This window comes from Fuerstiella marisgermanici (assembly GCF_001983935.1).
GTDB classification, from domain to species: Bacteria; Planctomycetota; Planctomycetia; order Planctomycetales; family Planctomycetaceae; genus Fuerstiella; species Fuerstiella marisgermanici.
The window spans coordinates 390,639-417,041 of the sequence record NZ_CP017641.1; the positions used below are offsets into that span (position 1 = coordinate 390,639).

The following is a 26,403-nucleotide window of genomic DNA, read 5'->3' on the forward strand; positions in this document are numbered from 1 at the left end:
GATGTGGGTGTCATCGCCCGGCAGCAAAACGACGGCGTCTAGGCCGCTCGCATGTACTCCTGAGGCCGGAAGCGGCGGCCGGTACGAAGGCTTTGCACAATAATCCGTATCCACTCTGCGGCCGCGTCGCTGACGGCTTCGTCCATCATTAGCCGAACCTGCTGCTCGTACTGTTCCAGGCACGGTTCGGTGGATGCTGCTTCACGAGTGGCCTCACAAATTCTGTGAAGACGCTGCAGCACCCAAAGTTGCTGTTGATGTTGTGTTTGCATTTCCAGCATGAAGACGGCTCGAAAAGGTGTCGATGATGGTCCGCTGGCTGCGCACACTGCCGAACCTGGCCACTCTTGAGCCTTGTTCGCACAGTGTTAGCCGAGCGATTCTTATAGACCGCTCTAACGGATTGAGGCACCTGCCTCGTTCGACTGTACTCATCGAATATCGAGCCTGCGGAAGTTGCGGACAGTTCCGCGATTACCAGCGGTAACGATTATGACGATCCACTTGCGCCGGTCGCTTCAGCTATGCGTGTCGTCGCAGTTTTTCTGGTACGGAAAACTTTGCGGGTTAGGCAAAATCGTTGAGGCTACTCAAGGTCGCCCAGAAATTCGTCCAGCGCAGCGGCGGCAAGTTCGTGAGCCTTTTGGTTGGGGTGCGAGTCATACGGAGCCAACGTCAGGTCCTCTGCAGTATGGCCTTCAAACACATCCAACAGATCCAGATGTGGGACGCCCAGTTCCCTCCAAAACGCCGCCAGCTTTTCGTGCTCTTCGCGATAAGGATAGTCTGGTCCCAACGCATGCATGACGGGGAAAGTCATCACGTGAAATTTCCCGCCTTGCGACGTCATCGATTCCTGCAGGCTGGTCAAACGCCCCTTTTGTCGTTCCCAGGTTGCTCCGCTGTAGGCGTCGTGAATCAGTTTTTTGTTTTCAATAAGCTGCGGAAGCCGAGCAACCTTTGGCCGCACAGTTAGAGTGTCGATCAAGTAGCTGTTTCGTGTCAGCCCCTCATCGCCAACGCCTTCGAAGGCTTTTGTCAGCTCAGCATCCCATTCGGGAGCGATATCCGATATGTCGTCAAAGTTGTAGACCAGCACTGCGACGTCAAGATCGTAGCTTTGTTCAGCCTGCGGCATGTAGTAGGTGAGTTTCAATTGTTCAGACGTACTCCACCCGCAGATGGCCAGCGCATGGACTTCCTGATCCGGCCGTCGATTCGCGAGTTCGCCGACGAATCGATCATTGATGTCGCTAATGCCCTGACCGGCGGTGTATGAATCTCCGAGCAGGCTTATGCGGCGATGACCAGGGCTGACACTGGGTTCGTATGCATGCTCGTCACGGAATCCCCCATTGTTCGTTTGAAAATGGCGTTCAAACCAGCGGGCGGTCGCCTTACACATTCCCACTGTGTCTGCCTGATCGTAGACGTACCGGTAGTAGACTTCGCCCGCCAGCAGCCCTGCAGACGCGAGGAACCCGACAATCCAAATTCCCCCAATCAGCAAAGCCGCGGTTTTCTGATTGCCCATTTTCGGCTTCGTCGTACGGAAAAACCGCCGGGCGCCGAAGAACAGCAGCGTCGGAAGCACGAGAAACAGAACCAGAATTGCGTTTTCGGTCATGATGGAAGGCGGGGCTGAGAAGTTTGGCGGGGTGAAGCGTTAGTTTGCGATAGTCTGCGACGACTGACTTCAACGAAGTTCAGCTTTCGAAAAAGTCCGTCTTTTTAATCAGAATTCCAGTGATGTGAGTCGTCATGCTTCACAAACGCGTCGGACAACGGTGAATTTCCGTGCCTGGAAATCGCTGTCTGGAACGCTGTATCGCGGTGCAGGCACACGGTACACTGTGTTTCTACGACCGCAATCGGGAACTCTTACAGTTTTGTACGTTCTATTCTGATCGGAAAATGGCCTTACTTCAGCAAATCTTCGGGACTCCCCCGCTTCCGGCCTTCCCGGTTACAAATAACACGACGGTCATAGGTCGGCACGAAGACTGTGATGTCGTTGTCGAGTCGCCTGCCGTCAGCCGTCGCCATGCGCAGATTGATTGCGAGGACGGGAATTACTTCATTGAAGACCTGGGCAGCCGGAACGGGACCATGGTCAACGGTACGGTCATTGTTGGTCGTAAGCGGCTGTTTGATGGCGATCAGGTCGAAGTGTCAACACTGCCGTTTACGTTTCAACAGCACGAAGTTCCCACGGAAGAATCGGGGAGCTGGGGCAGTCAGCCACGAGTTGTCAGCGTTCCGGATTCAGAATCTGATGACCACCAGGACTCCGTGCGCCGAAAAGCGGTCACCACGGGCGACAGGATTTCCAACGAAGAATTGGGCACGGACCCGATTCGAGACACGAAGCTGGTCAGCCGCGTTCAAATTGCCGACGGTGGCTCCGCCTGGCCGGTGACAAACAAGGCGACTCAGAAGCTGAACAATCTTCTTCTGTTGTTGCATTCGTTGCGTCGCACAGCCGACCCTGAGGACGTCATTTCTCACGCTATGGCGGTCTTGTTTAACGTCTTTCCCGCAGCAGAACGTATTGCGGCCGTCCAGAACGACGTTAACAACACGGGCATCAAAGTTGTTGCGGCCGCAGCACGGAAAAGCGATCAGCCGGTCGAGGTTTGTCTGCCCGTTGTGCGATCCGCCATTCGAAACGCAGAAGCACTGCTATACGTCGAACATTGGAAGAGTGATGAAGCCAGTAGCACCGAATTGCGAGACGGAAGCGTGCGAACCATTTTGGCGGCTCCGCTGATTGGCGAGGAGGGAACCAGTTTCGGAGCCATTCAACTGGACACGTCCAACCACCGTCGTTCGCTGAACAGCGATGATCTTGAGCAGCTTGTCGTTTTGAACCACGTCATTGCCTTCGCATACGAGCACGCAGCGTCGTCTCAGAAAAAACTGCAGCAGTTGCTACTGGAACGAGGCACAGCCGACGCGATTCGCCTCTGCAATCAGTTGTCTCCGTCAGCACCGCCGGAAGTGCACGGTTATCGTATCGCTCACGCTGTAATCACAGCGCCGGATGTGGCGGCCGATTTGATCGACTACGTCAGACTGCCGGACGGGCGAATAGCGTGTCTGGTTCTTGACGTGCCAGGGCGAGGACCGGAAGCGGCTGGTCTGATGGCGTTGTTGCTGCGTCTTTTAACGGGGGCAATCAACGAGACCGGCTCTGCGGCGCGAGCCATCCAGAGTGCTCAAAAAAGCCTGCTGGAACGAGTCAGCGGAGTTCCGAAAGGGGTCTCTGTCGGCGTGATGATCATGGATCCGGAGCGTTCATCTGTCAGCATTTCCATTGCTGGCGATTGCCCGCTGCTGATGATTCACAAGGGCGAATTGAAGGAAATCCACAGCGACGAAATCAGCGGGCCGCCATTGGGGATCGCCCGCGATGCCTATAGCGAAGCCGAACTTCAGTTGTACGATAACGATGTCATTTTGATCATGACGGACGGCGTGTGGAAACTGAAATCTCCTGACGGCTACTTGTTGAGCCGGGCACGCAAGTTGGAACTTGTGGCAGAAGCAGCCGCCGGGCACCGCAGCGTGTTCGAATCAAAGCTAAGACGTTTACTCAACGATTTTCGCGGGGACTCCCCACTTTCGGATGACGTGGCTTTTGCCATGATTCACCGCACTCCATCTGCTGGCACAGTCGATAGCTTCGGCACCTGGCGAATGGAATCCGAAACTCAGGGTGCGTGACGCATGACCGATAAGCCCGTTTCAACCGCTCAGGTACTGGGCCCGGACGGGAGCATTGCGAAGCGACTTAAAAGCTACGAAGTGCGTCCCGAACAACTCGCGTTGGCATGTTCTGTCGAAGAAGCCATCGCCAACAAGCACCATCTTGTTGCGGAAGCCGGCACCGGTGTAGGTAAGAGCTTCGCCTATCTGGTGCCCGCCATTCTCGCTGCCAGGCAGCGGCGCGACAAAGACGCAAAGGCGAAAAAGATCATCGTGTCTACGCACACGATCAGTTTGCAGGAACAGCTCATCACCAACGACATTCCGTTTCTGCAGGCCGTTCTGCCGGTGGAGTTTTCGGCCGTGCTGGTCAAGGGCCGCGGCAACTACATCAGCATGCGTCGAGCCGGGAAAGCCGTTCAGCGAGCGTCTCAGCAAATGCTGTTCGAAATGGACGGCCAACGCCAGCTAAGCCAGATCTACGACTGGACGTCGACCACCACCGACGGCAGCCGATCCGATCTGAACTTCCGCCCCTTGCCTCAGGTCTGGGACGAAGTGGCCAGCGATCATGGCGACTGCATGCGGAAGAGGTGCCCTTACCACGACGATTGCTTTTATTACAAAGCGCGGCGTCGAGTCTGGAATGCTGACGTGCTGGTGGTTAACCACGCCCTGTTTTTCTCAGACCTTGGTCTGCGGCGTCAGGGAGCTTCCATTCTTCCCGACTACGACACCGTCATCTTTGACGAAGCTCACACCGCCGAGGCCGTGGCGGCCGATCACCTGGGTCTAAAACTGTCCGAAGGGCAGATCGAATACATGCTGAATAAGCTGTACAACGACCGCAGTCAGCGAGGGATTCTGATCGCTCACAAGATGGAAGACGCTCAACGCAATGTTCAGCACCTCCGTCGGTTGAACAAGGAGTTCTTCTATCGCATTGACGATTGGTCGCGACGATTCGGCCGCAGCAACGGGCGGCTCGATCGCAAACCAGACCTGTCGAACGATGTGACTCCGGCACTGTACGAACTGGCGACAAAGCTGGAACGCAAGGCCGATCAAATAAAAAATGAAAGCGATCAGGTTGAGCTCAAGTCGGCAGCTGAACGTTGCACCGCTTTGGCCGACAACCTGACGTCGTGGTGCGATCAACGCGAAGAAGCGTCCGTGTACTGGATCGAGCGTTCGGGGGCTCAAAAACAGCGGATCAGCCTTATGAGTGCTCCGGTTGAAGTCGGGCCAATTCTGAAGGACGTGCTGTTCAACCAAAATTCGACGGTGGTGATGACCAGCGCCACGCTCGCAATCGGCACGGAGGACTTTCAGTTCTTTCGCAACCGTATCGGGCTTACGGACGGCAAAGATGATCGCCAGGGCAGTCCGTTTGACTACCAGCAACAGGCGCGGTTAATTCTGTCGGCCAACATGCCCGATCCGTCCGCGAACAATCGCGACTTTCAACAGGAATGCTGCAAGCGAATTCAACGGCATCTGCTGGAAACCGAAGGCCGCGCGTTCGTCCTGTTTACCAGCTACGGCATGATGCAATTCTGCGCGGAACGCCTGCAAGGCTGGCTGTCGGAGCACGATCTCACGCTATACAGCCAGGGCAAAGGAATGCCTCGATCTGCGATGCTTGAACGCTTCCGCAAAGATGATCGAGCTGTTCTGTTTGGCACAGATAGTTTCTGGCAGGGAGTGGACGTGCCGGGCGACGACCTTCAAAACGTGATCATCACGCGGCTTCCGTTTAGTGTTCCCGATCATCCGCTGCTGGAAGCTCGAGTCGACGCGATTAAGGCGCGAGGGGGAAATCCGTTTCAGGAATACCAGGTCCCGGAAGCGATCATCAAACTAAAGCAGGGCTTCGGCCGTCTGATCCGTTCTCGGAACGATACCGGCCGAGTCGTCATTCTGGATCCTCGCATTCTGACGAAGTACTACGGCCGCCTGTTCCTGAAAAGCCTGCCGGACTGTCGTGTTGAAATCGACAACGGCGAAACAATCGACCCCATGCCCGCACGACACTAAAGCAGTTTCCCTTTCCGCTGTGGACGGGGCGGGCTCGTGGGAAACAGCCTTCATCGTCTGAAACGCCTAATACGCGGCCACAAGTCAGCGAAATTCGCGGTAAGCGAACTGCCAGCCGGTTCTTGATTCGCTTTGAATCGTGCAGAACATCAGACGCCTAAAGCGTTGCGCCCACTCATTGGCTGGCACCCGTGAGCTGTGTGAATATGAACTGGGCGAAAGCTCGGGCAGCGCAGGCGTTTTCTACAGCACAATCTGCACCAACAGCATCAGGCTGAATCCAAACATGAAGCACCAGGTGATTGCAGTATGGTTTCCGGTTTCCAGAGCTTCGGGAATCAGTTCATCAATCACCAGAAACATCATCGCTCCGGCAGCAAACCCCAGTAGCGGCAGCATGAGTGGTTCAAACAGCCACACCAGCATGCTGGCGGGCACGGCCGCCAAAGGTTGCGGCAGGCTGGTCAGGACAGCAAACCAGAAGCACTTCCAAACGGATGCTCCGCCGGCACGCATCGGCAAATCAACGGCTAGTCCTTCCGGGATGTTGTGAATCGCAATGGCGAGAGCGATCGAAAAGCCGAGCCCTGAAAATTCGACACCGTGCGTTTCGGCACCGTACCCTACACCGACGGCGACTCCTTCAGGGATGGAATGGAAAAACATGGCCACGAATACCAGCGTTTCCATCCGGGAACCGAACGGCTTGAGTAACATTGAATTCTTCAGGCGCTTGGGAGTGACATAGCGTTCGACCATCCAGATAAAGACACAGCCCAGCAACAGGCCGAACAAATCGTTGCTGACGGGCCACAGCTGCATCGCTCCTGAGGTTCCCTGATCGATGGCGGGCAGCAACAGATTGTAAACCGATGCTGCAAACATGAGTCCGCCCGCAAAGCCGTAGCCCAGATGGATGCGGTCTTTGACTTTAAGCTGAGGAATCAGCAGCGGCAGCGCGCCAAGTCCACACGCCAGCGACGCGATGACTCCGGCGATCAAGCCGTTGATAACAAATTCGTAGTCTTCAGGCATCGAAGCTCGATCAATCCAGAGTCGATCAGATCGACTCGCCAAAACCCCATTCCACCAACTCAGCAATCAGGCCGCAACTTCCAGAAACCCGCGTTGGCCGTTGGGCGATCATTCTATTATCCCACATCCTGGAAGTGGAACCTGCTGGACTGTGAAGAATCCAACGACAGCGCGCTGTCTCCCGGGGACGTGAGCTGTTCATTCGTCGTGTGGCTGACTTGAAACGCTCTCGGAATCTTGTGGGCCTCGCGTGACTGGCGTCGACCGCGTTTGGCGACCACTTGGAAAGTTCGCAACCATTTCACCGCCGATCGTAACGGCTTACGGAGCTGATGGTTGGTCATCACTCTTGAGTTTCATCCACCAGCAGCGCCGATAGCACTTGTGCGTAGACACGATGGCCGAAATCGTTGGGATGGTTGACTCCGTTGCCTGTCAAGTCGTGATCCTTCTTACGCTCCAGAAACTCGTGCCAGACGGACGTCAAATCGGCAAGCGCGATGCCAGGTTTGCACAGCGATGCGAGCTGATCACGATACTTCGGGAACACGTCATGCTTCAAAACGGTCCAGTCGCGATTGCCCAGCATTGGTGCGATCAGAATGAATTCAGCGTTCGGTATCGTCTCACGTGCCGTCGAAATCATGCGCGAAATGTTCTTGCCGTATTCTTCCGGCGACCGGCCGGCAGAATCGTTCATGCCGAAGGCCAGTAAGATCAAGTCTGGTTTTGCTTTCACAACTTCCGGGATCTGCTCCACACCCCACGGCGTCGAGGTTCCACCAACTGACAGGTTTGTGAGCGTCACGGTAGTGTCGTAGTGCGTTGCGAGGTGCTGCTTCAGCAGATCCTGATAGGCCGGCTGGAACGGCGCGCCACCGCCCCAGGCTGACGCGTTGCATCCGGTGGAAATGCTGTCGCCCAACAACACGATCGAAATCGATTCCCCTTTCTTAAGGCGATCAAGCGTTCGTGGCAGCGCCGCCGGATTAAATGAAGGCATGGCGACCGGCCAGTCGTCTTTGGCTTTTGAGTATGTGATCCATGTCTGCATGTTGTGATATTCCAGCTTCGCCCCGAACAAAATTTCTCCGTTGCCGTCGCGATGAGTCAGGCGGTGCCGCTGCGAATTCGCTGGTCGTCGTAGGTCGGCCGCTGTCTTTGTCACGATTCGTGAATTGGCTGGTACTGAGATCTCACGAGAGCCAGGCACGTGGCTGAAGTCGTCGCCTGCTGTGTAGACAATCGTCCCGGTGGAATCTTCCACGGAAATAATTTTTTCGATCGGAAACAGCACAGATGCTGAAGCGACCCCGGTCGCCTTGTCACGCACGAACAAAACGGATTCGCGATGAACCACATCCGATTTCCAAAACGGTTTCAGCTGGTCCGGTGCGTACTTCCACGGCTTTGGTTCGTCGGCAGCAGTGGAAGACAACATCCCGGCCGCGCAGAAAAACGCAAGACTTGCCAGGAACGCGTAGAGGGTTCGTCGCATAGGATTTTTCCGGTTTGGCTGGTGGTTCTTCTTCAAAGTTTGCGGAGGGATGGTAAAGGAATGGGCGATGGCGGTGGTCATGTTTGAGGAATCCTTGTGGTCAAAGACAGAGGCCTATAACCATAGCGACTGGTACGCAAAAAGTGTATCTCCGACAACGTTGCCGCCGGTGGCTTTGTTTTACAGTCGACGACCGGTTGAACCGGATCTATACTGAAGTTCCCACCGATGTCACTTTAGAACCCCTAACCAAACCTGTGTGAGCCGCGACGTTTGTGGTTTCGTTTCAGGCAAGAAGTGAGGAGGAGGCGACAAGTGTCGTCGACGACGAGCGACGCCGCCTGAGGCGGAACCACAAGCGTCCCGGAGGGTTGCGACGACAGCAGCCGATCTGCGGCGTCAGCGCTCCTCGACGACATCTGTCGCCTCGTCACTTTTCCTTGCATCTCGACCACTGTCGTCACAACGCGGCCACACAGGTTTGGTTAGGGGTTCTTAAAACATCTCCGCCGTTGTGCCCTGCCTGGAAACCGCCATGAATCTCGTCACTTCCAACGCGATCGCAAGTCGACGATCCTGGCTGGCGTCCACTGGTTTGCAGGCAGTCGGGTTAGGGACCCTAAATCAATTTTGGGGACCGATCGGACGGGCGAATTCTGAATTCGATGGCGCACCATCGTTGACTACGAAACCGCGTCGAGCGAAGTCGGTGATCATGATTTTCAACGGTGGAGCTCCCAGCCATCTTGACCTGTGGGACATGAAGCCTCAGGCACCGTCTGAAACTCGCGGCACTTTTCGTCCCATCGAAACCAATGTGCCGGGCATCGAAATTTCGGAATTGCTTCCGGAAGTCGCCAAGAGAATGGACCGACTCGCGATTGTTCGGACGCTGCATCACACTCATGGCGGCCACAATTCCGGTATGCACTGGTCCACCGTTGGACGGCCGTATCGCATCGACAGCACGCTCATCAATCCCAGTCGAGCCGACATGCCATGCATCGGCACCCTTGTCGGCTGGCTCGCTCAGCAGGACGGGTATTCGGCCAATGTGCCTCCGTACGTTATCACTCCTGCCCCGCACTGCGACAGTACTAAGTATCTGACACCCGGACAGTTCGGCGGTTGCCTGGGAAGTCGCTTCGATCCCTTCGTGCTGAATGCAGATCCCAATGCGAAAGACTTTCGTGTACCCGGGCTGCGTCTGAATACTTCGATCACTCGTCAACGACAGCAGGAGCGGCAGTCACTGCTGAAAAGTCTGGATACTCAGGGAAGCATGTCGCCGTCGGAGATCACAGCAGACATCGACATGCAACGAGCCAAAGCGCTGGGGTTGATAAGCTCAGACGCGGCCAGTGAAGCGTTCGACCTGACCAAAGAACCGGATTCTGTCCGAGATCGCTACGGCAGGCACCGCTGGGGGCAGTCTCATCTGTTGGCTCGACGCCTGATTGAGGCTGGTACGCGCTTCGTTACAACGGTCAACGGCCCGAGCATCACCTGGGATACGCACAAGGACAACTTCAACCAAATGAAAAATCGGTTGGTGCCGCCGATGGAGAAGGCTTACGTCGCATTGCTGGATGACCTGTCAGAACGCGGGCTCCTGGATGAAACGCTGGTCATCTGGATGGGCGACTTTGGGAGAACGCCGGTGATCAACAAAGACGCCGGACGAGACCACTGGCCTCAGTGCTATTCGATGGTTTTGGCGGGCGGAGGAATTCAGGGTGGTCAGGTCGTCGGCGAATCCGACAAAACCGGCGCCTATCCCAAGCTTCGTCCCGTGACTCCCGCCGACATCCACGCCACTGTCTTCGGAGCACTGGGCTACGATGCTCAACGGATCACGTACCGCATGAGCGACGATCGTCCGATGGCCGTGAGCGATGGCCATGTGATTAACGAACTGCTATAGCGGCTGAGCGTCGTACGAATTGCGAAATCCAGACGTCGTGCGTTTGTCTGATCGACGCAGACTTCTTCGCCGCCTATAACGGCCAGCGCCAGCAGTTGAGCCCTGCCACTCGTCTTAAACAAGGACCCCAAGCGTGTTCCCTTCCACAGCCGCGAACGTTGCTTCATCCATTGTCTTCATGTTCGCCTTCAGCGTACAAATTGGAACGGCTGCCGCGCAGTCGGATGCCTCAGATGTGCAGGCGGTCGACATTGGTTCTCAACGAGAACTCTTCGTTGAAGATTCGCTGATCGAGCAACTGAAGGGCGAAGCAAAGCTTCAGCTTCATCACCCACAGCCGCAGGAAATTGCCTTGGTGTTTGACGACCCCTGGGAAGGGACAGGCACAAGCGGCTTTCACTGCATTTTCCAGGACGGCGATCTTTATCGGATGTATTACAAGGCGTGGAATATCGCCTTCGACGAAACGAAAAAGCGAATCCGCCCATCGCCGGGAGCCACCTGCTATGCCGAAAGCGACGATGGCATTCACTGGCGGAAACCCAATCTGGGACTTGTCGAATTTCAGGGGACCACGGAGAACAATATTGTCCTGCTGGATCACCTGATGGGATCGATGAAACTCAATGCGGGCTACGTGGCCGCCACCAAAGACGCCAATCCCGCCGCACCGCACGACGCGCGATACAAAGCGATGTTTGTGACTTCAAACCCCAAGGGCATGCTTCCGTTCAAGTCCGCTGACGGCATTCACTGGAAACCGATGGCTGAAGCCCCCGTGATTACAAACGGAGCTTTTGATTCGCAGAACGTCGCGTTCTGGGACGGTGTTCGCGGTGAGTACCGCGCCTACTGGCGCCACTTCTCACACGGCGACAACAACACTGCGACCGCTAACCCAACCGGTATCCGTTCCATTCGGACCGCGACCTCGAAAGATTTCCTCCACTGGGAAAACGAAGCCGACCTGACCTACGTCGATTCACCCGAAGAGGCGCTGTACACCAACGTCATCAAGCCGTACCACCGTGCTCCTCATCTGCTGATTGGTTTTCCGATGCGTTACCATGACCGGGCGTGGTCGAAGTCGACGGAAGCGTTGCCGGAACGCGAACATCGGGAAAAACGTCGAGCCATCAACCTCCGATATGGTACGGCCGTCACCGACAGTTTGGTGATGGCGAGTCGCGATGGTGTCCGCTTCAAACGGTGGAACGAATCGTTTCTGCGTCCGGGGCCGGAGCGTCCAGACACGTGGAATTACGGCCATCAGGCTCTGGGATGGCATCTGGTGGAGACGAAGTCAGCGCTGCCCGGTGCTCCCGACGAACTTTCTTTCTACGCCACTGAGAGTTACTGGACCGGCAAAGGCAGTGCTCTGCGACGCTACACCTTGCGGCTGGATGGCTTCGTGTCTGTCGAAGCAAAAGCGGCGGGAGGCGAAGTCATCACGAAGCCGCTGAGATTCCGCGGTGAGAACTTGTTTTTAAACTTCTCCACTTCCGCTGCAGGAAGTGTGCGCGTGGAGATTCAGAGTCCTGATGGCAAGCCTCTGCCCGGGTTCGCTTTGGAAGACTGTGATCCCATTTTCGGTGACTCTGTCGAACGACAAGCGATCTGGAATTCCGGAAGTGACCTGGCTTCGCTACACGGCCAGGCGGTGCGACTCCGCGTTGTCCTCGCGGATGCCAATCTGTACGCGTTTCAGTTCAGGGACTAACAGTCGCTGACAACAAGCATGGCGACGAAGCGGCAGCAATCTGCTGGTGCTGCTGCTACGGCTCAATCGCCCACACCTGACTCGCGGCCGTGATGGTCTTGTGGTCCGTGAGCGTCCAGGTGATCTTTTTTTCTTTAGACAGAATGAACGCATGCGCGCCGCGACCTGTGCTACCGCGTAGAAAGTTCGTGACCAACAGCGAGCCGTCTTTCAACTTCTGAAGGCCACAGGCATTGGTGAAATTAAGGTCCGGATGGTCACTCGCGGTGAACTTCCAAACGATCCTTCCTGAGGGATCCACTTCCAGCAGACGAGCCTGGGTGCCGCACGCGATCAAAGTGTTGCCGTTGTCTAATCGCAAAACATCCTGAACAGTTCCGGCTGGATAGCGCCCCGTGCCTTCTTTGGGAACTTGAAATCGCCACACCTCGCGACCATTTTCGTCGACTTCCAGAGCTGTTCCTTCGCCCCAAAGCTGAGCCAGGAAGTGGTTGTCGCTGAGGGCATACACGTTTCCCAGCTGACCATGAAAAGTTTTGTACGTCGCAGGGATTGGCACCCTTCTCTGAATCGTGCCATCCAACTTCATCAGGACGGCTTGAGGCGGCATTTGGCCACTTAGAATCAGCTGTGACTGATGCTGAGTGATATTCACAACCTCCTTGAATTCGCTGGCGTACGGCCACGACCAGATCACATCCTCTTCGGAGTCAACGCAACGGACTTCCATCTTGTTGGTGCGCATCGGATAAATCACGTTGTCGTCGTCCGTTAAGACAAAATCCCAAACACGTCCTTCGGGCCGGTGCTCCCAAGTGATTTTTCCACGCTTATCGACACGACACAGCTTGCCGCCCACGTAGTCGCAGACCATCAACTCGTACGGATGTTCCGCATTCTTCTCTGCTGGCGTTTTGTCTTCCGCCAACGCCGCGCCGCTCAGCATTATCGCGAACGCAGCGATGCCGGCAGACTTCAGGAATTTACGCCGTGATGTTGAGTGACTCATATGACGCGTTCTGTTCCGGATTAAAAAGTGGACCCCGTGTGGGCACTGCCCATCGATTGCCCCATTCGTAGAACAGGGCGAACTCTTGGTGAAAACTATGTCCTGTGGTAGCCTTTTTGTCTGGCAACGTCCAGAGTTCACGTTGAAAACGCAATTCAAATTTGATTGTGAACCATTTTGAACGATCGCTACGGTTCGGGGCTGGCGAAACTCTGGCTGTTGCCATAACGCTTAAACCGTTCGCAGTTGACCTGGAGGCTCACCCGATGAAACGTCGTTCTTTTGTTCAGACTGCAGTCTCTGCGTCAGCGGTCGGCTCGGTCGGTGGTCACGCACTTGCGGGATCGGGACGGCAAACGTCCGCGGCTTCCAGAGTGCCTTTTGCTATGGACGCCAACAAGGTTACGTTTTTTACCGATGCGGTGACTCGGCCCGTAAACGTGATGGTTGTCGCAGACACGCATCTTTACACCGATGACGAGCGCGGCAAACCGTACCATGAATTCAGCGGCCGGATGGCGAAAGCGTATAACACGACAACTCACTTCGAAACTGGTCAGCCCACCAACCCGGAAAAAAGTTTCCAGGCGGCACTGGCTCGAGCGAACTCAAACGAGGTCGACTTGTTAGCGCTGGTCGGAGACATTTTCAGCTTCCCCTCCGAAGCGGCCATTGATTGGGTCTCGCAACAACTTGAGTCCGTCGATATGCCGTGGTTGTATATCGCTGGCAATCACGATTGGCACTACGAAGGGATGGAAGGTTCGTTGGAACAGCTGCGAGCGGATTGGATCGAACGCCGGCTTAAGCCAATGTATCAAGACCATCACCCATTAATGGCGGCGTACGACATCCTCGGCATTCGCTTCCTGGCCATCGACAATTCGCATTATCAAATTCTGCCTCAGCAGCTTGAGTTTTTCCGGGCGCAGGTCCGCAGCGGGGTGCCACTGGTGCTATTGGTTCATATCCCGCTGTATGCACCGGGACGACCGATGGGTTTCGGCTGCGGGCATCCGAAATGGGGCGCCGCGACTGATCGTAACTACAAGATCGAGAGACGTCCAAAGTGGCCAGACACCGGCCACACCCAGACGACGATTGATTTTCATCGCGAGGTTTTTGACGCGGAAAGCAACCAACTGTTAGGAATCTTTGCCGGACATATCCATCGGCAGTCGCTGGATGTCGTCAACGGCGTTCCTCAGTTCGTCACCAACGCCAATGCCTACGGCGCCTACATGGATGTTCACTTCGTGCCGCGCACTTGACGACTGGCCAATCTACACATGGCGATCATGGTCGTGCCTGGTTGCGGTCAGGTTATGGCGTGGCCGGTAGGAATGTAGGACCGGAGACGTGGGTAGCGGCAGACGCACTGGGCGAGCTGGCTCTTGTTTGTGTAGTGCGTTTTCTGGTTTGTGGATGCTCCGTGCCGTTCACAACACGAAAGCGCACCGCATCCACATCGGGGTCTGCCGCCACGCGAATTTCATGGGCCGAAATGGTACGATTCAGCAACGCCCCGAAGAACGTTTAATGGCGATTTCGGTTTTGTTCGGTTGTCTGGATCTCGTGAAAGGTTTGAGTTGGTGAATCAGTCGTGGAAGAATGTGCCCTGCCCTGGATGCGCCTGCGTCTGCGACGATATCACGCTGGAACAGCGGGACGACGGTACGATTGATTTTCAGCCGGATTGCCATATGGGCCGTGACTGGTTTGAACGCCACTCAAAGCCAGTGGAAACTTGCGTCTCCATCGAAAATCGGGACGCCACGCTGGACGCGGCGATTGACAGGGCGGCCAGTATTTTAGGCGCGGCCGACTATCCGTTGATCTATGGTCTGTCACGCAGCGCGACTCCGGGGCAGCGAGCTGCCGTTGCGTTGGGCGAACAACTGGGAGGCGTCGTGGATACGACGGCTTCGCTATGCCACGGTCCTTCTATTATGGCGTTGCAGGAAGTTGGCGAAGTGACCAGTACGCTCGGCGAAGTTGCCAACCGAGCGGACCTTGTGATCTTCTGGGGCTGCAATCCGTCCGCCTCGCATCCTCGCCACGCCGAACGGTATTCCGTGTTTCCTGAAGGACGGTTCGTTCGCGGGCGAGCCGATCGCAAAGTGGTGATGGTGGGAGACCAGGATCTGGTGCATGACTGGCGACTGGATCCGCACGGCAGCCAGCCCGATCTTGTGATTCCCATCGCTCCCAACGGCGATTTCGATGCGGTCGCTCAACTGCGCACGATGCTGCATACAGGCGACACGTCGGACGCTGCCCCGGAATTGCGGCAGCTAATGGAACTAATGCGGAACTGCCGCTATGGAGTTGTGTTTTTTGGACTGGGACTGGCCAAGACCAGCATGTGGACATCCGATGTCGGTTCGAACACCGGACACATCGACGTTGCCGGCTTGCTGCAATTGGTTCGAGACATGAATGCCGTAACCCGTTTTACAGCTCGACGGATGAGATTGCAGGGCGACGTATCCGGAGCCGACAGTGTGATGTGCTGGCAAACCGGCTATCCATTTGGAGTCGATTTTTCTCGAGGCTATCCTCGTTACAACCCTGGCGAATACACGGCCAACGAACTCCTGGAACGCGGCGACGTTGACGCGTGCGTGCTGGTCGGCGCGGAGACAGTGAAGTTCTTTTCCGAACCGGCCAGACAGCGCCTGCAGGAAATTCCGACGGTGTTGATCGACTACCCAAACACGTCCGTGGATTTGTCGCCAACCGTTTCGATCACGACCGCCGTTTATGGCATCCATGTTCCGGGGACTATTTACCGGATGGACAACGTTCCCATGTCCACGAAGTCTCTCTGGCCCAGCGACCTGCCGACCGACGAAGACGTCCTGCTACGTATCGCCGCTAAGTGCGTGCCAGAATACGCTAGTCCGGCGTTAGCAGTCAGGGAAGGAGAAAACGGCCATGCTGCACACGCAGATGTCTGAGTGGGATGCTCTTAGTAGTCGCTTTTGAAGGATCACTCAATCAGTGACGTGATGTCGTGGTGTTTGAACGTCACCATGCTGAGCGGGGTGACTCAGCAGCCCAGTGGTTGTAGGATTCGGCGACGTACGACCGTGATGATTTCGAGTTGGAGACTTCCATGAGGCCAAGCGTTCATTGTTTGTTGAATTTATCCGTCGTGGCTTTGTTGGTCACAGTGGCGCGAGCTGACGAGAAGTCAACAGAACCTGTGGCAATCGTGAACGTTTGGCCTGAGCAGAAAATGCCCGGTCGTGCTGCCGACCAGCCTGAAGCGTTCAAATCGCCGGAACGCAAAGACGCCATTCGCATTACGAATGTCAGTCGTCCGACGCTCTCTGTATTTCCCGCGACCAGTGATCACTCCGGCCCTGCCCCGGCGATGCTCGTTTGTCCCGGCGGCGGCTATGGCTACGTTGTCATGGATAAAGAAGGCACGGAGATCGCAGAGTGGCTCAGCACAAACGGGATTACTGCAATCGTCTTGAAGTATCGCACGCCCCAAAATCGCGAAGGTGCGTTGCAGGACATTCAGCGTGCGTTGAGCGTCACCCGTGCTCACGCCACCGAGTGGAAGATTGATCCCAAACGTTTGGGAACGATTGGCTTTTCTGCAGGCGGCCACCTTGCCGCAACAGCGAGTACTCAATTCGAACAGCGGTACTATGCACCCATTGACGAAGTCGATAAACAAAGCTGTCGACCGGACTTTGCTGTATTGGTTTACCCGGCTTATCTGGACGATTCGAATGGGCAGGTTTCGCCTGATCTGAATCTTAAAGCCAACATCCCTCCCACGCTGATTGTGCACACCGAGGACGATAAGAAATATGTTCCGGGCAGCAAACTTTATTACGCCGCGCTAAAGCAGAAACCTGAGCCGCATGAATTTATGCTGTATCCCAACGGTGGTCACGGCTATGGGCTGCGGTGCGAAAAAGCGGCACGCGCATGGCCAGACGCCGCTCTTGCGTGGTTCCGAAAGATCGGGATACACGACGCAAAGTAAGGATTGACGCGGCTTGGACGCGTATCTTTGCGGCGTGAATCGTAAGAGCGCTCTGCTGGCCCTAGGGACACTTACGCGGCGACGTTGTGGCAGATGCCGCTTCGACGCGGGCTTCTGTAAATCGACGGTGATTCTTAGCAATCCGCAACCGCGCCCGGAAATCCGGCCCTACTCGCATCCGGCCGCAGACCTTCCACCGCGTCGCAGGTCGGCCTGAAGGTCGAGACGCTGAGTGTGACGCGTGGCTTCCCCGACTTGTTCCGTTTGCGCGGCCTGCGCTGAGATTGCCGGGAACTCCACCGGACTGCTCCTCATCGTGTCACACATTTCAGCGTTTTTCGGAATTCTTCCAGGTCGGCTGTCCGTTTTCGCTGCGCGCCTGCGAGCAAGGTCTGGGAAGGCGATCGGCCTTCTCTCGACCACGTATGACTCGATAATCGAAGGGCCGAGCGATGAAGACCTCCACTCTGCTTTCCAATCTATTTCGCAAGTCTCTGCGAAAAAGCCGACGCCGACGGCAGTCACAAAACCGAATGGTATCACTCGAACGCCTGGAAGCCCGCGAACTCTTGACGGCCGCCATGGCCTGGGACGGCGATGCTCTGCAGATCACCGGTTCGGACGAACGAGATTTCATTGCCGTTCAGCAGGACAGCATGGGACTTCGAGTATTCACCGAAGACGCCATCCTTACAGAACATGCAGGACGGGCGTTCGACACAGCCACCTCCATCACCGTGTTCGGGCAGGGTGGAGATGACATTCTGCTCAGCCATCAAACCGAAATCCCGGTCAATCTGCATGGAGACGGCGGCAACGACTTTCTGTATTCGGACACCACCAACGATAGCCTTAACGGCGGAGACGGGTTGAATTGGATTCAATTCCCCAGCAGCCAGGCCACCGACGCTGATGTGTTGGACGTTTTCGGTCTGGAACTTCTTCCTGACAGTGTTAGCGTCACTCCCGAATTCGACAAAGACGGTCGGATGGAATTGCAGGTTGATATGTTGGGGCAGGTTGACATCGCCGGCCAAAACGTCGACCTGGCGGGGCGTGCCAACCTGTCATCAGATGGCGTCGATGTTGAGTTGACTGGTGCGGTGGCTCAATGGTCAGATGCATTTGGAATTGACCCGCTGGATATGACCAGTTCCAGCCTGACGGTGAGTGCCGGCACTCATGTCAATGACGGCAACGGCTATCATATTGACCTGAATTCCAATCTGCAGGTGTCCGGCACAGATATCAGTGTGGATGGTTCCCTCGATATTACAGATGCATTAGCGACCGCTGCCTTCACCGGGACAGTGGCCAATTGGGACGACGCTTTCGGTATTCCGGGGCTCGATTTGTCGAACGGTGTCCTCACCGCCAGCGGCTCCATCGACGCGGACAACAATCAGAACTTCAGTCTTGGCGTCAGTGCTGACATGCAGGTGGAAGACACGTTGATCGAAGTCGCGGGCAGCGTTGAATTCACGCCGCAACGTACGAATGGCGTTTTCCGCGGATCCGTCGACAACTGGGACGATGCCTTTGGTATTACAGGGCTCGACCTAACTGACAGTGAATTGAACATCGTAGCTTACACGGACCACCAGGGCGACTACGGACTGAGTGTCGACCTGCTTGCCGACATGCACGTCGAAGGCACCGCGATCGCAATCGCTGGTAACGTTAACGTTACTCCCGATCAGATTGATGCGGTCTTCCATGGCTCCGTCGCAGATTGGGACGATGCATTTGGTATTGAGGGGCTGGATCTGACCGACAGTGAACTCAACGTCGCGGCCTCTTCCAACCGTGTGGATGACTATCGACTCAGCATCGACCTGTTGGCGGACATGGTGGTGGACGACGTCGAAATCGATGTGGCCGGCAGCGTTGAGATCACTCCTGAGCAGATCGATGCTGTCTTCAATGGGTCGGTTGACGATTGGGACGACGCATTCGGAATTGAGGCCCTCGATTTGACGGACACAGAATTGCAAGTTGTTGCGTTCTCTGATCGCAGGGACGACTTCGATTTGCGATTCGACCTGTTCGGCGACATGGACATTCAGGGCACCAACGCAAAGGTCTCTGGATCTGTTGACGTTGAACCCAACCGCATTGACGGCACACTAACCGGCAACGTCGCTGGCGACTGGGAAAACGCCTTCGGCATTGCAGGCCTGACTTTCAGCGACACGCGCTTGACGATCAGTGCCGTTATTGATGAGAGCACCGGTAGTTCGCTGGGCATGAATCTTGAAGCGGACATGGATCTATCCGGTACTGAAATCGCCGTGACCGGCCAGGTTGACGTCGACAATTCCGGCGTGAGCGGTTCGTTTTTCGGTGTCGTGACGGGCTCATGGACCAGTGCCTTCGGGATCGCTCCCCTGCACCTGCAGGACACGACTTTAAGCATCGCAGGTAGCCGAACTGCAGCGGGTTCGGAACTGTCGCTGGGCGTGTCGGCCGGCATGTACCTGATGGGGACGCATCTTGGTTTGACCGGCACGGTCGATATGACTCCCGGCGGAGTCCGCACCAATCTAACCACGTCGGTGGAAGGCGAATGGGTGGATGCGTTCGCCATTCCCGGACTTGAGCTGCGAGATACAGCACTGTCCATCGGCGCAGGAGTGGGCTTCACAGGTCTGGAAATCGATCTGGACACAGACCTGAAGCTGTTTGGCGATTACATCGAGATGATCGGCGATCTGGACATCAGCACGTCCGGGGTCGAGTTGAGCTTTAGCCCTCCTGCTTCAATCGGCTTTACAGATCTGCTGGGTATCCCCGGCTTCACTCTGGACGACGCCGATCTGACGGTCACTGGCGGGGCAAACGGACTTGAAGTTGCCGTTGATACGACTTTGGATCTGGGCACCATTGATGTTGATTTTACGGGTGCGTTCTCGGTCTATGGGCCTGAAGTTCGGGCGAGTATGACTGGCCGGATTGCCGAATGGAACAACGCGTTCGACGTTCCTGGCATGAATCTGGACGACATCGTTCTGACTCTTGGCGCGGAATCCGGTGTTGGCGGGGCCAGCATGTATGTTGGCCTCGGTGCCGGGATGGCGATCGGCAGCAGTAATCTGGCCGTCGCCGGACTGCTTGGATTCGGGACCACAGGTTGGGAAGTCGCATTTCGAGGCAGCATTGATTCGCTGGAAAGCGACGACCTGATAGATTTCGCAAACTCGATGAACCGGGCAGCTGATCCCAATGCCACCGAAATTCCAGACGGTGCTTTGGGAGATTTGGAACTGCGAACTGCCTATGTCAATTTCGCTCCGTATGGAGGCAATGCGGAACTTGGCATCACAGATGGTTTTGGAATCGGCGGCGCGTTTTACGATGACGGCAAGTTGCTGGGCAGCGGTGAATTCATCGTCGATCTGGCCAGCGGCGTTTTTGAGGTGGGGCTGGAGATTCCCGAACTGGATTTGGGTCCAGTCGAACTGAACGATGTTCTGATCGACATTCGTATCGCAACCACGGATTCGCACTATCACGTTGCGGGAACGGCCGCATTGATGGGGGCTGAAGTTTCGCTCGAAGGCAAGGTGAGTTCGAACAGCTTTTCTCTTCAGGGAACGGCGGCAGTCGACATGGAAGGTCTGTCTGCGTCTGTTCAGTTTATTGTCGACCAGAACGGAATCCGTTTTGTCGCAACGGCCGGCGGAGGGGCCATCAACGCTGTCAAAGATAATATGACGGCGAACCTGCGAGCGGCAGCCAACGTGGCACAGGCGGCCATCGACCACGCACAGGCCGGCGTGGATCTCGCGCGAAATGGCGTCAAGAGTCTGGAAGCGGATCTCGCCGAAGCACGGGCTGAGGCTCAAAAAGCTGCTGACAAGGTGAAAGCCAACATCAACAAAGCGAAAGTCGTTGTCGACAATGCCCGATCCAGCAAAAACAATTGGTACAGCCAAAAGCAGTCTCGGTACAAGGCGTGGCGCAAAGCTGTCGCTGTGACGAAGAGTGCGGCGTGGTATAAGAAAGCTTACTACAAGGGCATTGAGGCAGCGAAGTACAGCAGCTACGCCTATGCAGTCGGCCGCTATTCGGCACAGGTCGCGGTCTACAATACGGCCAACGCTGCGTATCACGCTGTACGAAATGCCGCCGGCTGGGTGCTGGACAATGCTGGTGTCGAAGCCAATCCGGAAGTACTGCGAATCAAGGCGCTGCTTGTCGTTGCCAACGCGGGGTTGGGCGCTTCGGAGTTCGTTCTCGATGGCATCGAACAGGCCAACTCCGGACTTCTGCAGGCCCTGGACGCTGTGGACAGCGTTCGAGTGACACGCATCACGATCGAAGGAAATGTTTCGAATTACGCGAATGCTGGCGTGAGAGTGACGATCGAAATGAGCGTGGGCGGACGAACTCGACTGCTCACGTTGAATGCATCCACCGAAGATCTCGTGCAGCAACTGGGGCGGCAGTTGATCTCTGCGGTAGTGTAGTCGATTAATCGAATCAAGCAGTCAAGTCCATGCCACGAATCGTAGGCCAAACGGCCAAGGGGCATTCTACTCCAGTTAAGGAATCGAATGCCCCTGCCGGTGTCTTGAACGAGCTCAGCGGTGCTGAACGCCGCCAGCAACCTTGTGGCTACAGGCTCGCGAACACTTGTTCCAGCCAGGGAACCGCTCGCTTCGGACGGAAGCAATGATTCTTAGCATCGACATTTGCGTATTCCAGGTACTCGTTCCCCGAGAGACCTTCAGGGATCGGCTTGAAGTCGTGAATGCGAGCTGCCGGATCAGCGTACTTTGCATACTGATAAACCTGCATGTTTTCCTCTGCGTCATTCAAACGATACGCCGCCTGAATTCTCGCCAGCTGGTTCGCTCGGCCGCCTTCCGTAAACAGTAGCGGTCGCGGTGCAATCGAAGCCTGCAGATCCGTCGCGTCAAACCATTTGTACATGCCAGGGACAAGGTGCCAGGCCGGCGGCAACGATCCATTTTGAGCGATCGAACGTTCGATCCAATTGCAGCAGAAGTCATTGTGGATCACTGCCTTAATCAGATCCGGGTACAAGACTCCCAATACGTCGGCGGGTTCAGATCCAAGCGAATGGCCACAGACAGCAATACGGCCTTTGTCAATGTAATTTTGCTGACTGACCCATTCCAGAACATGAGCCTTCTGAAACGACGAGATCCCCAGATAGCTACGGCCCATGAAAATGGCGTTCAGCGATACTTCTGTTCGATTAAGAATTCTGCTGTCCGTGTCATTTGTTGCCGGGTTGGCCACGGCAACTCCGATCATGCCTTGCTTGGCAAAATGGAGGGCCATTCGGTTGTCCTGCCATTTCCAATCGGTCTTGTTCTTAACGTTATCCTTTGCTTTCCGGCCAATTTCCGGCAAGCCCACCAGACTTTCTAGGCTCCAACCTGACCCCGGAAAACACATCACGGCGGGAGCTGGTGAGCTCTGTCGCACTCCATCCGGAACGACCATCATGAAAGGAACGACGCAGTGTGGTTCCGGATATGCCTCCCATTTCTGAACTTGATACCCTTCACGTTTTCGAATCCACAGACGCTTCGGCGCTGGCTGCTTTGGGGGCTCAGGAAACGCCATAAGCTCCAATAGCTTCTCACGAATCGCAGTCTGCCACGCCGGGTAGTCTGCGCGTTTCATGTCGGGATTGAAGGTTAACTTCGGCGGATTCGTCTTCATCAGGTTATGAATAAAACCTGCCGTGTCCTGAAAACGCTTGTCGTCGCGATCTGTGGTAAACGTCACGCGATCCTTTTGCTCATCCGCAGCAGCCAAATTCAAGGGCGCAACAGTTCCCAAGGCCGTAGTGGTTCCTGCTGTAGCCAAAAATCCGCGTCTCGAAATGGAAGGCATCGTTGAAACATTCTGTTTGGAGGGACACGAGGGGGAGGAAGAAACGGGGCCACTCAGTTTATGAGTCCGCTTCCATTTGTTCGACTCCCTGTCGCGTTTTATACGCATTTCCCGGCGCGGACAGCTTAGGCCTGAGGCAAGTCATTGTGCAGGCTTGGCGGAAGGCTCGAGTTCAGCTATAGCTTTGCGTTAATTGTTGTGTGTGGCAGTGGACCCGCACACGATCAGCAGTGATGGCAAGGGCTGCCACATTAGAACCCCGTACAAGCCTGCGACGCGCTATCGGTAACGGGGAGTCCTCATTAATGGACGAGCAGCGCGACGCCGATTCAGTCGTTGTTTCAGAAATTCTGTCGAAGCGTGATTCATACATGGACATGTGCGGCCGCTTGTCAGGTGGCGAATTACCGCGGCTTCGATTTCGATCACCAGTCGAATTCAGCAACCCGCCGGTGTGAAATACTCACTCATTCGGTCTGGCTTGTCGTTTCAGACAGCGGGGTCTGTTGCTTGTGCATCAGACCGTCTTCCATTTCGTAGATCGTGTCAAACACATCCAGCGCGCGATGGTCGTGCGTCACTACGATCACGCCAGCTCCCTGTTCGTGAGCTACTTTGGCGAACAGTTCCATTACCTGCCGTCCGCGATGTCCGTCAAGTGCCGCCGTCGGTTCGTCGGCGAGAATCACGCTGGGGCGGTTAGCGATGGCTCGGGCGACCGCGATGCGCTGTTGCTGCCCACCAGAGACCATCGACGGCAGATTGTCTGCTCGATCCGCAACGCCGAGGTAGTCCATCAGCTCAATCGCTCGTCGCCGAGCGGCTCGTTTGGTTTCGCCGTTCAGCTCCATCGCGATTTGAATATTTTCTGCTGCTGACAGAAATGGGATAAGGTTTGATTTCTGGAAAATAAACCCGATGTGCTGGCGACGGAAGGATCGGAGGTTGGTGTGAGGTGTATCACCATCCTGCACCAGTTGGCCTCCTATTTTGATGCGTCCAGATGATGGCGGATTGATCAGCCCAACGGCCGTTAAGAACGTGGACTTTCCCGAACCGCTGGGGCCGAGCAGTGCAACGACTTCCCCTTGCCGGACGTGCATTGTGGCATCGCGCATGGCGACCACTTCGGTGTTACCGCTGCCGTAGATTTTTGTCAGGCCCGCCGCTTCAATGGCGTATTTTGAGGAATCGGCAGTCACGACAAGGCCTCGTTTGGGGAAACCTTCATGGCTTTCCAAATGCCCAGCAGGCTGGAGAGCACCGAAATTGCCAGTACGATGGCGGCGAGTTGCATCAAGTCCGAATCGGCCAGGATGACTCGACGCGGAAACTTCGGAAACAATTGCTTGCCCACGGCATAGGCGATCGCAAATCCAACGACTCCAAGAATCAGTGCCTGTTGCAGAATCAAACCGAGAATCACGGTGTTCGGAGCACCGATGAGTTTTAATAACGCGATGGAATGAATCTTGTCCAGGGTCAACGTGTACAGGATCAGAGCCATGATGATGGCGGCGATCACGGTCAGCAAAACTCGGAACAGCCCAATCTGCCGACGCACCTTTTCGACGCTTCCTTTCAACAGCAATTCACGTTGTCCGTCGGCCGTGAAAACTGACACGTCCCCCCAGCCGGCAATCGTTTCGACGACCTGCTCCACATCGACTCCTGATGAAACCGCCACCATCACGGCGCTTATTTGTGGTCGAGCAATGCCGGGAAGCTGAGCGGTCGGTCGCTGGGCGTTCTCCAGCATCATGGGCTGTTGAATCGCTAACTCAAAATTTGCGGCGCGAGCTTCTCGCGCTGCACGTTCCAGGCGGATGGCTTCTCCCGGCGTGTCAAACTGAATTGCCTGAGCATCGGCGACGGTGAAGAAGGCAATGCCGTCGCCGCCGGAACTCATCATGTTACTTGTCGTACCAACGACCGTGTAGGTTTCTTTGCCGAGGTGCAACTGGTCGCCAAGGTCCATTCCAAGCGTCTTGTCGGCGATCATTTCGTAGTGCGATTGTCCCAGCGGCCGGCCGGACGTGAGTGGAATCCATTCGCCTTTGTCCGTCGGCCAGCTCAGCCCCAGCACGGCGATTCGCATTGGCTTGCCGTCTCGCTGCCGCTGAACGGTGTGATAAGCGAATTCACGAGCAGACTCGACACCAGGAACCGCCGCCGCGCGGTAAACCAAATTGGAAGGCACCCGGGATAATTCGGCAAACGGCCCGCGCGTATCGCGCTGGACTATCCACAGATCAGCGCCAACTCGATCGATCAGCAGCGTTGCATCTTCGACAACCCCTCGATAGATGCCGCCCATCCCCATTACGACCATCAGCAGCATGCCGATGCCGACAGCGGTAAGTGCGAAGCGACCGACGTTGTGGCGAATGTCTTTGGTGGCGAGGTTCATGGTGTGGTCACCCTTCGGCCGTCGCTCAATAACGTCGTCGATTTTTTGGGCGTGACAACGGAATCTCCTGGCGAAAGGCCTTCCAGCACTTCCACAGTGTCACGACGTCGGAGTCCAATACTGATCGGACGCCATACCGCAATTCCGTCCTCGTCGACAAACACGCCTTGCATCTCATTTCTTTTGACGATCAATCTGGCAGGCAACAATAGAGCGTCGTCTTTCTGAGTGATTTGAACGAATGCTTCCGCTCGCTGACCCACAGCCCAGTTGCTTGGAAGTTCCAGCACACGCACGTCGACGATGAACTCACGTGTCTCGCGATCGGCTTCTCGGCCCAGGCGGGCAACTGTACCGGGATAGGATTTGTCTGGCTCGGAGCGAAATACGACGCGTGCCGACTGCTCTGTCTGCAATCGAGCCATTTCTGTTTCGTCAACCCACGCGCGGATCCACAATTCGTCTGTTGAAATCAGAGTCAGGATCGAACTGCCGGGAACCACCACATCGCCCGGTTCTCGACTGCGTTTCACGACCAGTCCGTCGAACGGAGCGAGAATCTGTGTGTCATGCAATCTGGCACGGTGGTATTCCAACGTTTTCTCTGCTGCGACCAGTTCTTTTTGAGCTTCGGCAATTGCGGCTTCCGCACGCGACGCACCGGCTTCAGCAACCGCCAGCGCTTCCACGGCTTTATCTTCGTCATCGGGACTCGCTGCGTTCTGACGGACGAGCCCTTGAATTCGGTCGTGACTTTTCTTTGCCTGATCGTAGACCGCAGCGGCGCGATTTTTGTCGGTCATCACGCGAACGATCGCCGCAGATGCCGCGTCCACATTAGCCTGAGCAATTGCGACCTGTTGCTGCAATTCCTCGTCATCCAACCGTACCAACAGCTTGCCGCGCGAGACCTGGCTTCCCTGATCGACAACGATGTCAACGATTCGACCTGAAATTTTGGGACTAACTGTCGTCGAGACACGAGCTTCCAGAGTTCCGGTGCCCATGACTTCAGCGACGATCGTTCCCCGTTCGGCCGAATACGTGTCGACGGATACGGGTGAGAATTTGATCCAGTAAATGACGCCGGCAGCTATCAAGGTGACAAACGTGAACTTCACGATTCGCTTGAGCCAAACTCGAATTGTGTTCCACTGTTCATTCATCGCAAGACATTCTTTGGGC

Annotated in this window: 17 protein-coding genes; 8 read left to right on the forward strand and 9 right to left on the reverse strand. The window is 55.8% G+C overall.

Going from position 1 to position 26,403, the window contains the following annotated elements; all coding sequences use genetic code 11:
- Nucleotides 1–38: 38 nt before the first annotated feature.
- Both Fuma_RS01320 and Fuma_RS01325 read right to left on the reverse strand, forming a co-directional pair.
- Complete coding sequence (locus tag Fuma_RS01320) at nucleotides 39–281, reverse strand: hypothetical protein (protein WP_077022540.1); 243 nt, start codon at nucleotides 279–281, stop codon at nucleotides 39–41.
- Between the two features lie 305 nt (nucleotides 282–586).
- The gene (locus Fuma_RS01325; RefSeq protein WP_077022541.1) at nucleotides 587–1,627 is read right to left on the reverse strand and encodes an SGNH/GDSL hydrolase family protein; all 1,041 of its coding nucleotides are present in this window, start codon (nucleotides 1,625–1,627) and stop codon (nucleotides 587–589) included.
- Nucleotides 1,628–1,797: 170 nt separating this feature from the next.
- On the opposite strand from Fuma_RS01325, the gene Fuma_RS01330 reads away from it, so the two are divergent.
- Complete coding sequence (locus Fuma_RS01330; RefSeq protein WP_145943891.1) at nucleotides 1,798–3,726, forward strand: SpoIIE family protein phosphatase; 1,929 nt, start codon at nucleotides 1,798–1,800, stop codon at nucleotides 3,724–3,726.
- Between the two features lie 3 nt (nucleotides 3,727–3,729).
- On the forward strand, nucleotides 3,730–5,745 hold the full coding sequence (locus Fuma_RS01335; RefSeq protein WP_077022543.1) for an ATP-dependent DNA helicase: 2,016 nt from the start codon (nucleotides 3,730–3,732) through the stop codon (nucleotides 5,743–5,745).
- Between the two features lie 243 nt (nucleotides 5,746–5,988).
- On the opposite strand, the gene Fuma_RS01340 is transcribed toward Fuma_RS01335, so the two are convergent.
- Together Fuma_RS01340 and Fuma_RS01350 are read right to left on the reverse strand one after the other, a co-directional pair.
- Entirely contained in the window at nucleotides 5,989–6,822 is an 834-nt protein-coding gene (locus tag Fuma_RS01340) for a ZIP family metal transporter (RefSeq protein ID WP_077022544.1), read from the reverse strand.
- A gap of 301 nt (nucleotides 6,823–7,123) precedes the next feature.
- The gene (locus tag Fuma_RS01350; protein ID WP_077022546.1) at nucleotides 7,124–8,278 is read right to left on the reverse strand and encodes an SGNH/GDSL hydrolase family protein; all 1,155 of its coding nucleotides are present in this window, start codon (nucleotides 8,276–8,278) and stop codon (nucleotides 7,124–7,126) included.
- Nucleotides 8,279–8,813: 535 nt separating this feature from the next.
- Here Fuma_RS01350 and Fuma_RS01355 point away from each other — a divergent pair.
- Together Fuma_RS01355 and Fuma_RS01360 are read left to right on the forward strand one after the other, a co-directional pair.
- The gene (locus tag Fuma_RS01355; RefSeq protein WP_077022547.1) at nucleotides 8,814–10,202 is read left to right on the forward strand and encodes a DUF1501 domain-containing protein; all 1,389 of its coding nucleotides are present in this window, start codon (nucleotides 8,814–8,816) and stop codon (nucleotides 10,200–10,202) included.
- Nucleotides 10,203–10,335: 133 nt separating this feature from the next.
- Nucleotides 10,336–11,922, forward strand: coding sequence for a glycoside hydrolase family protein (locus Fuma_RS01360; protein ID WP_229360822.1), 1,587 nt, complete (start codon nucleotides 10,336–10,338; stop codon nucleotides 11,920–11,922).
- Between the two features lie 55 nt (nucleotides 11,923–11,977).
- Here the strand turns inward: Fuma_RS01360 and Fuma_RS01365 are convergent, their stop codons facing one another.
- Nucleotides 11,978–12,931: a beta-propeller domain-containing protein gene (locus Fuma_RS01365; RefSeq protein ID WP_145943893.1), complete on the reverse strand. Its 954-nt coding sequence runs from the start codon at nucleotides 12,929–12,931 to the stop codon at nucleotides 11,978–11,980.
- Nucleotides 12,932–13,317: 386 nt separating this feature from the next.
- Here Fuma_RS01365 and Fuma_RS01370 point away from each other — a divergent pair, with 386 nt between their 5' ends.
- From Fuma_RS01370 to Fuma_RS01390, 4 genes are all read left to right on the forward strand, one after another.
- The gene (locus Fuma_RS01370; protein WP_218922362.1) at nucleotides 13,318–14,202 is read left to right on the forward strand and encodes a metallophosphoesterase family protein; all 885 of its coding nucleotides are present in this window, start codon (nucleotides 13,318–13,320) and stop codon (nucleotides 14,200–14,202) included.
- Between the two features lie 321 nt (nucleotides 14,203–14,523).
- Entirely contained in the window at nucleotides 14,524–15,891 is a 1,368-nt protein-coding gene (locus Fuma_RS01375; RefSeq protein WP_158520821.1) for a formylmethanofuran dehydrogenase subunit B, read from the forward strand.
- Nucleotides 15,892–16,049: 158 nt separating this feature from the next.
- Nucleotides 16,050–16,937: an alpha/beta hydrolase gene (locus Fuma_RS01380; protein ID WP_077022550.1), complete on the forward strand. Its 888-nt coding sequence runs from the start codon at nucleotides 16,050–16,052 to the stop codon at nucleotides 16,935–16,937.
- Nucleotides 16,938–17,389: 452 nt separating this feature from the next.
- A complete protein-coding gene (locus tag Fuma_RS01390; protein ID WP_145943895.1) occupies nucleotides 17,390–21,406 on the forward strand; it encodes a translocation/assembly module TamB domain-containing protein in 4,017 nt (1,338 codons plus the stop codon).
- A 148-nt stretch (nucleotides 21,407–21,554) separates the two neighbouring features.
- Here Fuma_RS01390 and Fuma_RS01395 read toward each other — a convergent pair whose 3' ends face one another.
- The 4 genes from Fuma_RS01395 to Fuma_RS01410 form a co-directional block, all read right to left on the reverse strand.
- Entirely contained in the window at nucleotides 21,555–22,700 is a 1,146-nt protein-coding gene (locus Fuma_RS01395) for an alpha/beta hydrolase family protein (RefSeq protein WP_158520822.1), read from the reverse strand.
- Between the two features lie 575 nt (nucleotides 22,701–23,275).
- On the reverse strand, nucleotides 23,276–24,010 hold the full coding sequence (locus Fuma_RS01400; RefSeq protein ID WP_077022554.1) for an ABC transporter ATP-binding protein: 735 nt from the start codon (nucleotides 24,008–24,010) through the stop codon (nucleotides 23,276–23,278).
- On the reverse strand, nucleotides 24,007–25,218 hold the full coding sequence (locus tag Fuma_RS01405; protein ID WP_077022555.1) for an ABC transporter permease: 1,212 nt from the start codon (nucleotides 25,216–25,218) through the stop codon (nucleotides 24,007–24,009). The genes Fuma_RS01400 and Fuma_RS01405 overlap by 4 nt, the downstream gene beginning before the upstream one ends.
- On the reverse strand, nucleotides 25,215–26,384 hold the full coding sequence (locus Fuma_RS01410; protein ID WP_077022556.1) for an efflux RND transporter periplasmic adaptor subunit: 1,170 nt from the start codon (nucleotides 26,382–26,384) through the stop codon (nucleotides 25,215–25,217). The genes Fuma_RS01405 and Fuma_RS01410 overlap by 4 nt, the downstream gene beginning before the upstream one ends.
- Nucleotides 26,385–26,403 lie beyond the last annotated feature (19 nt).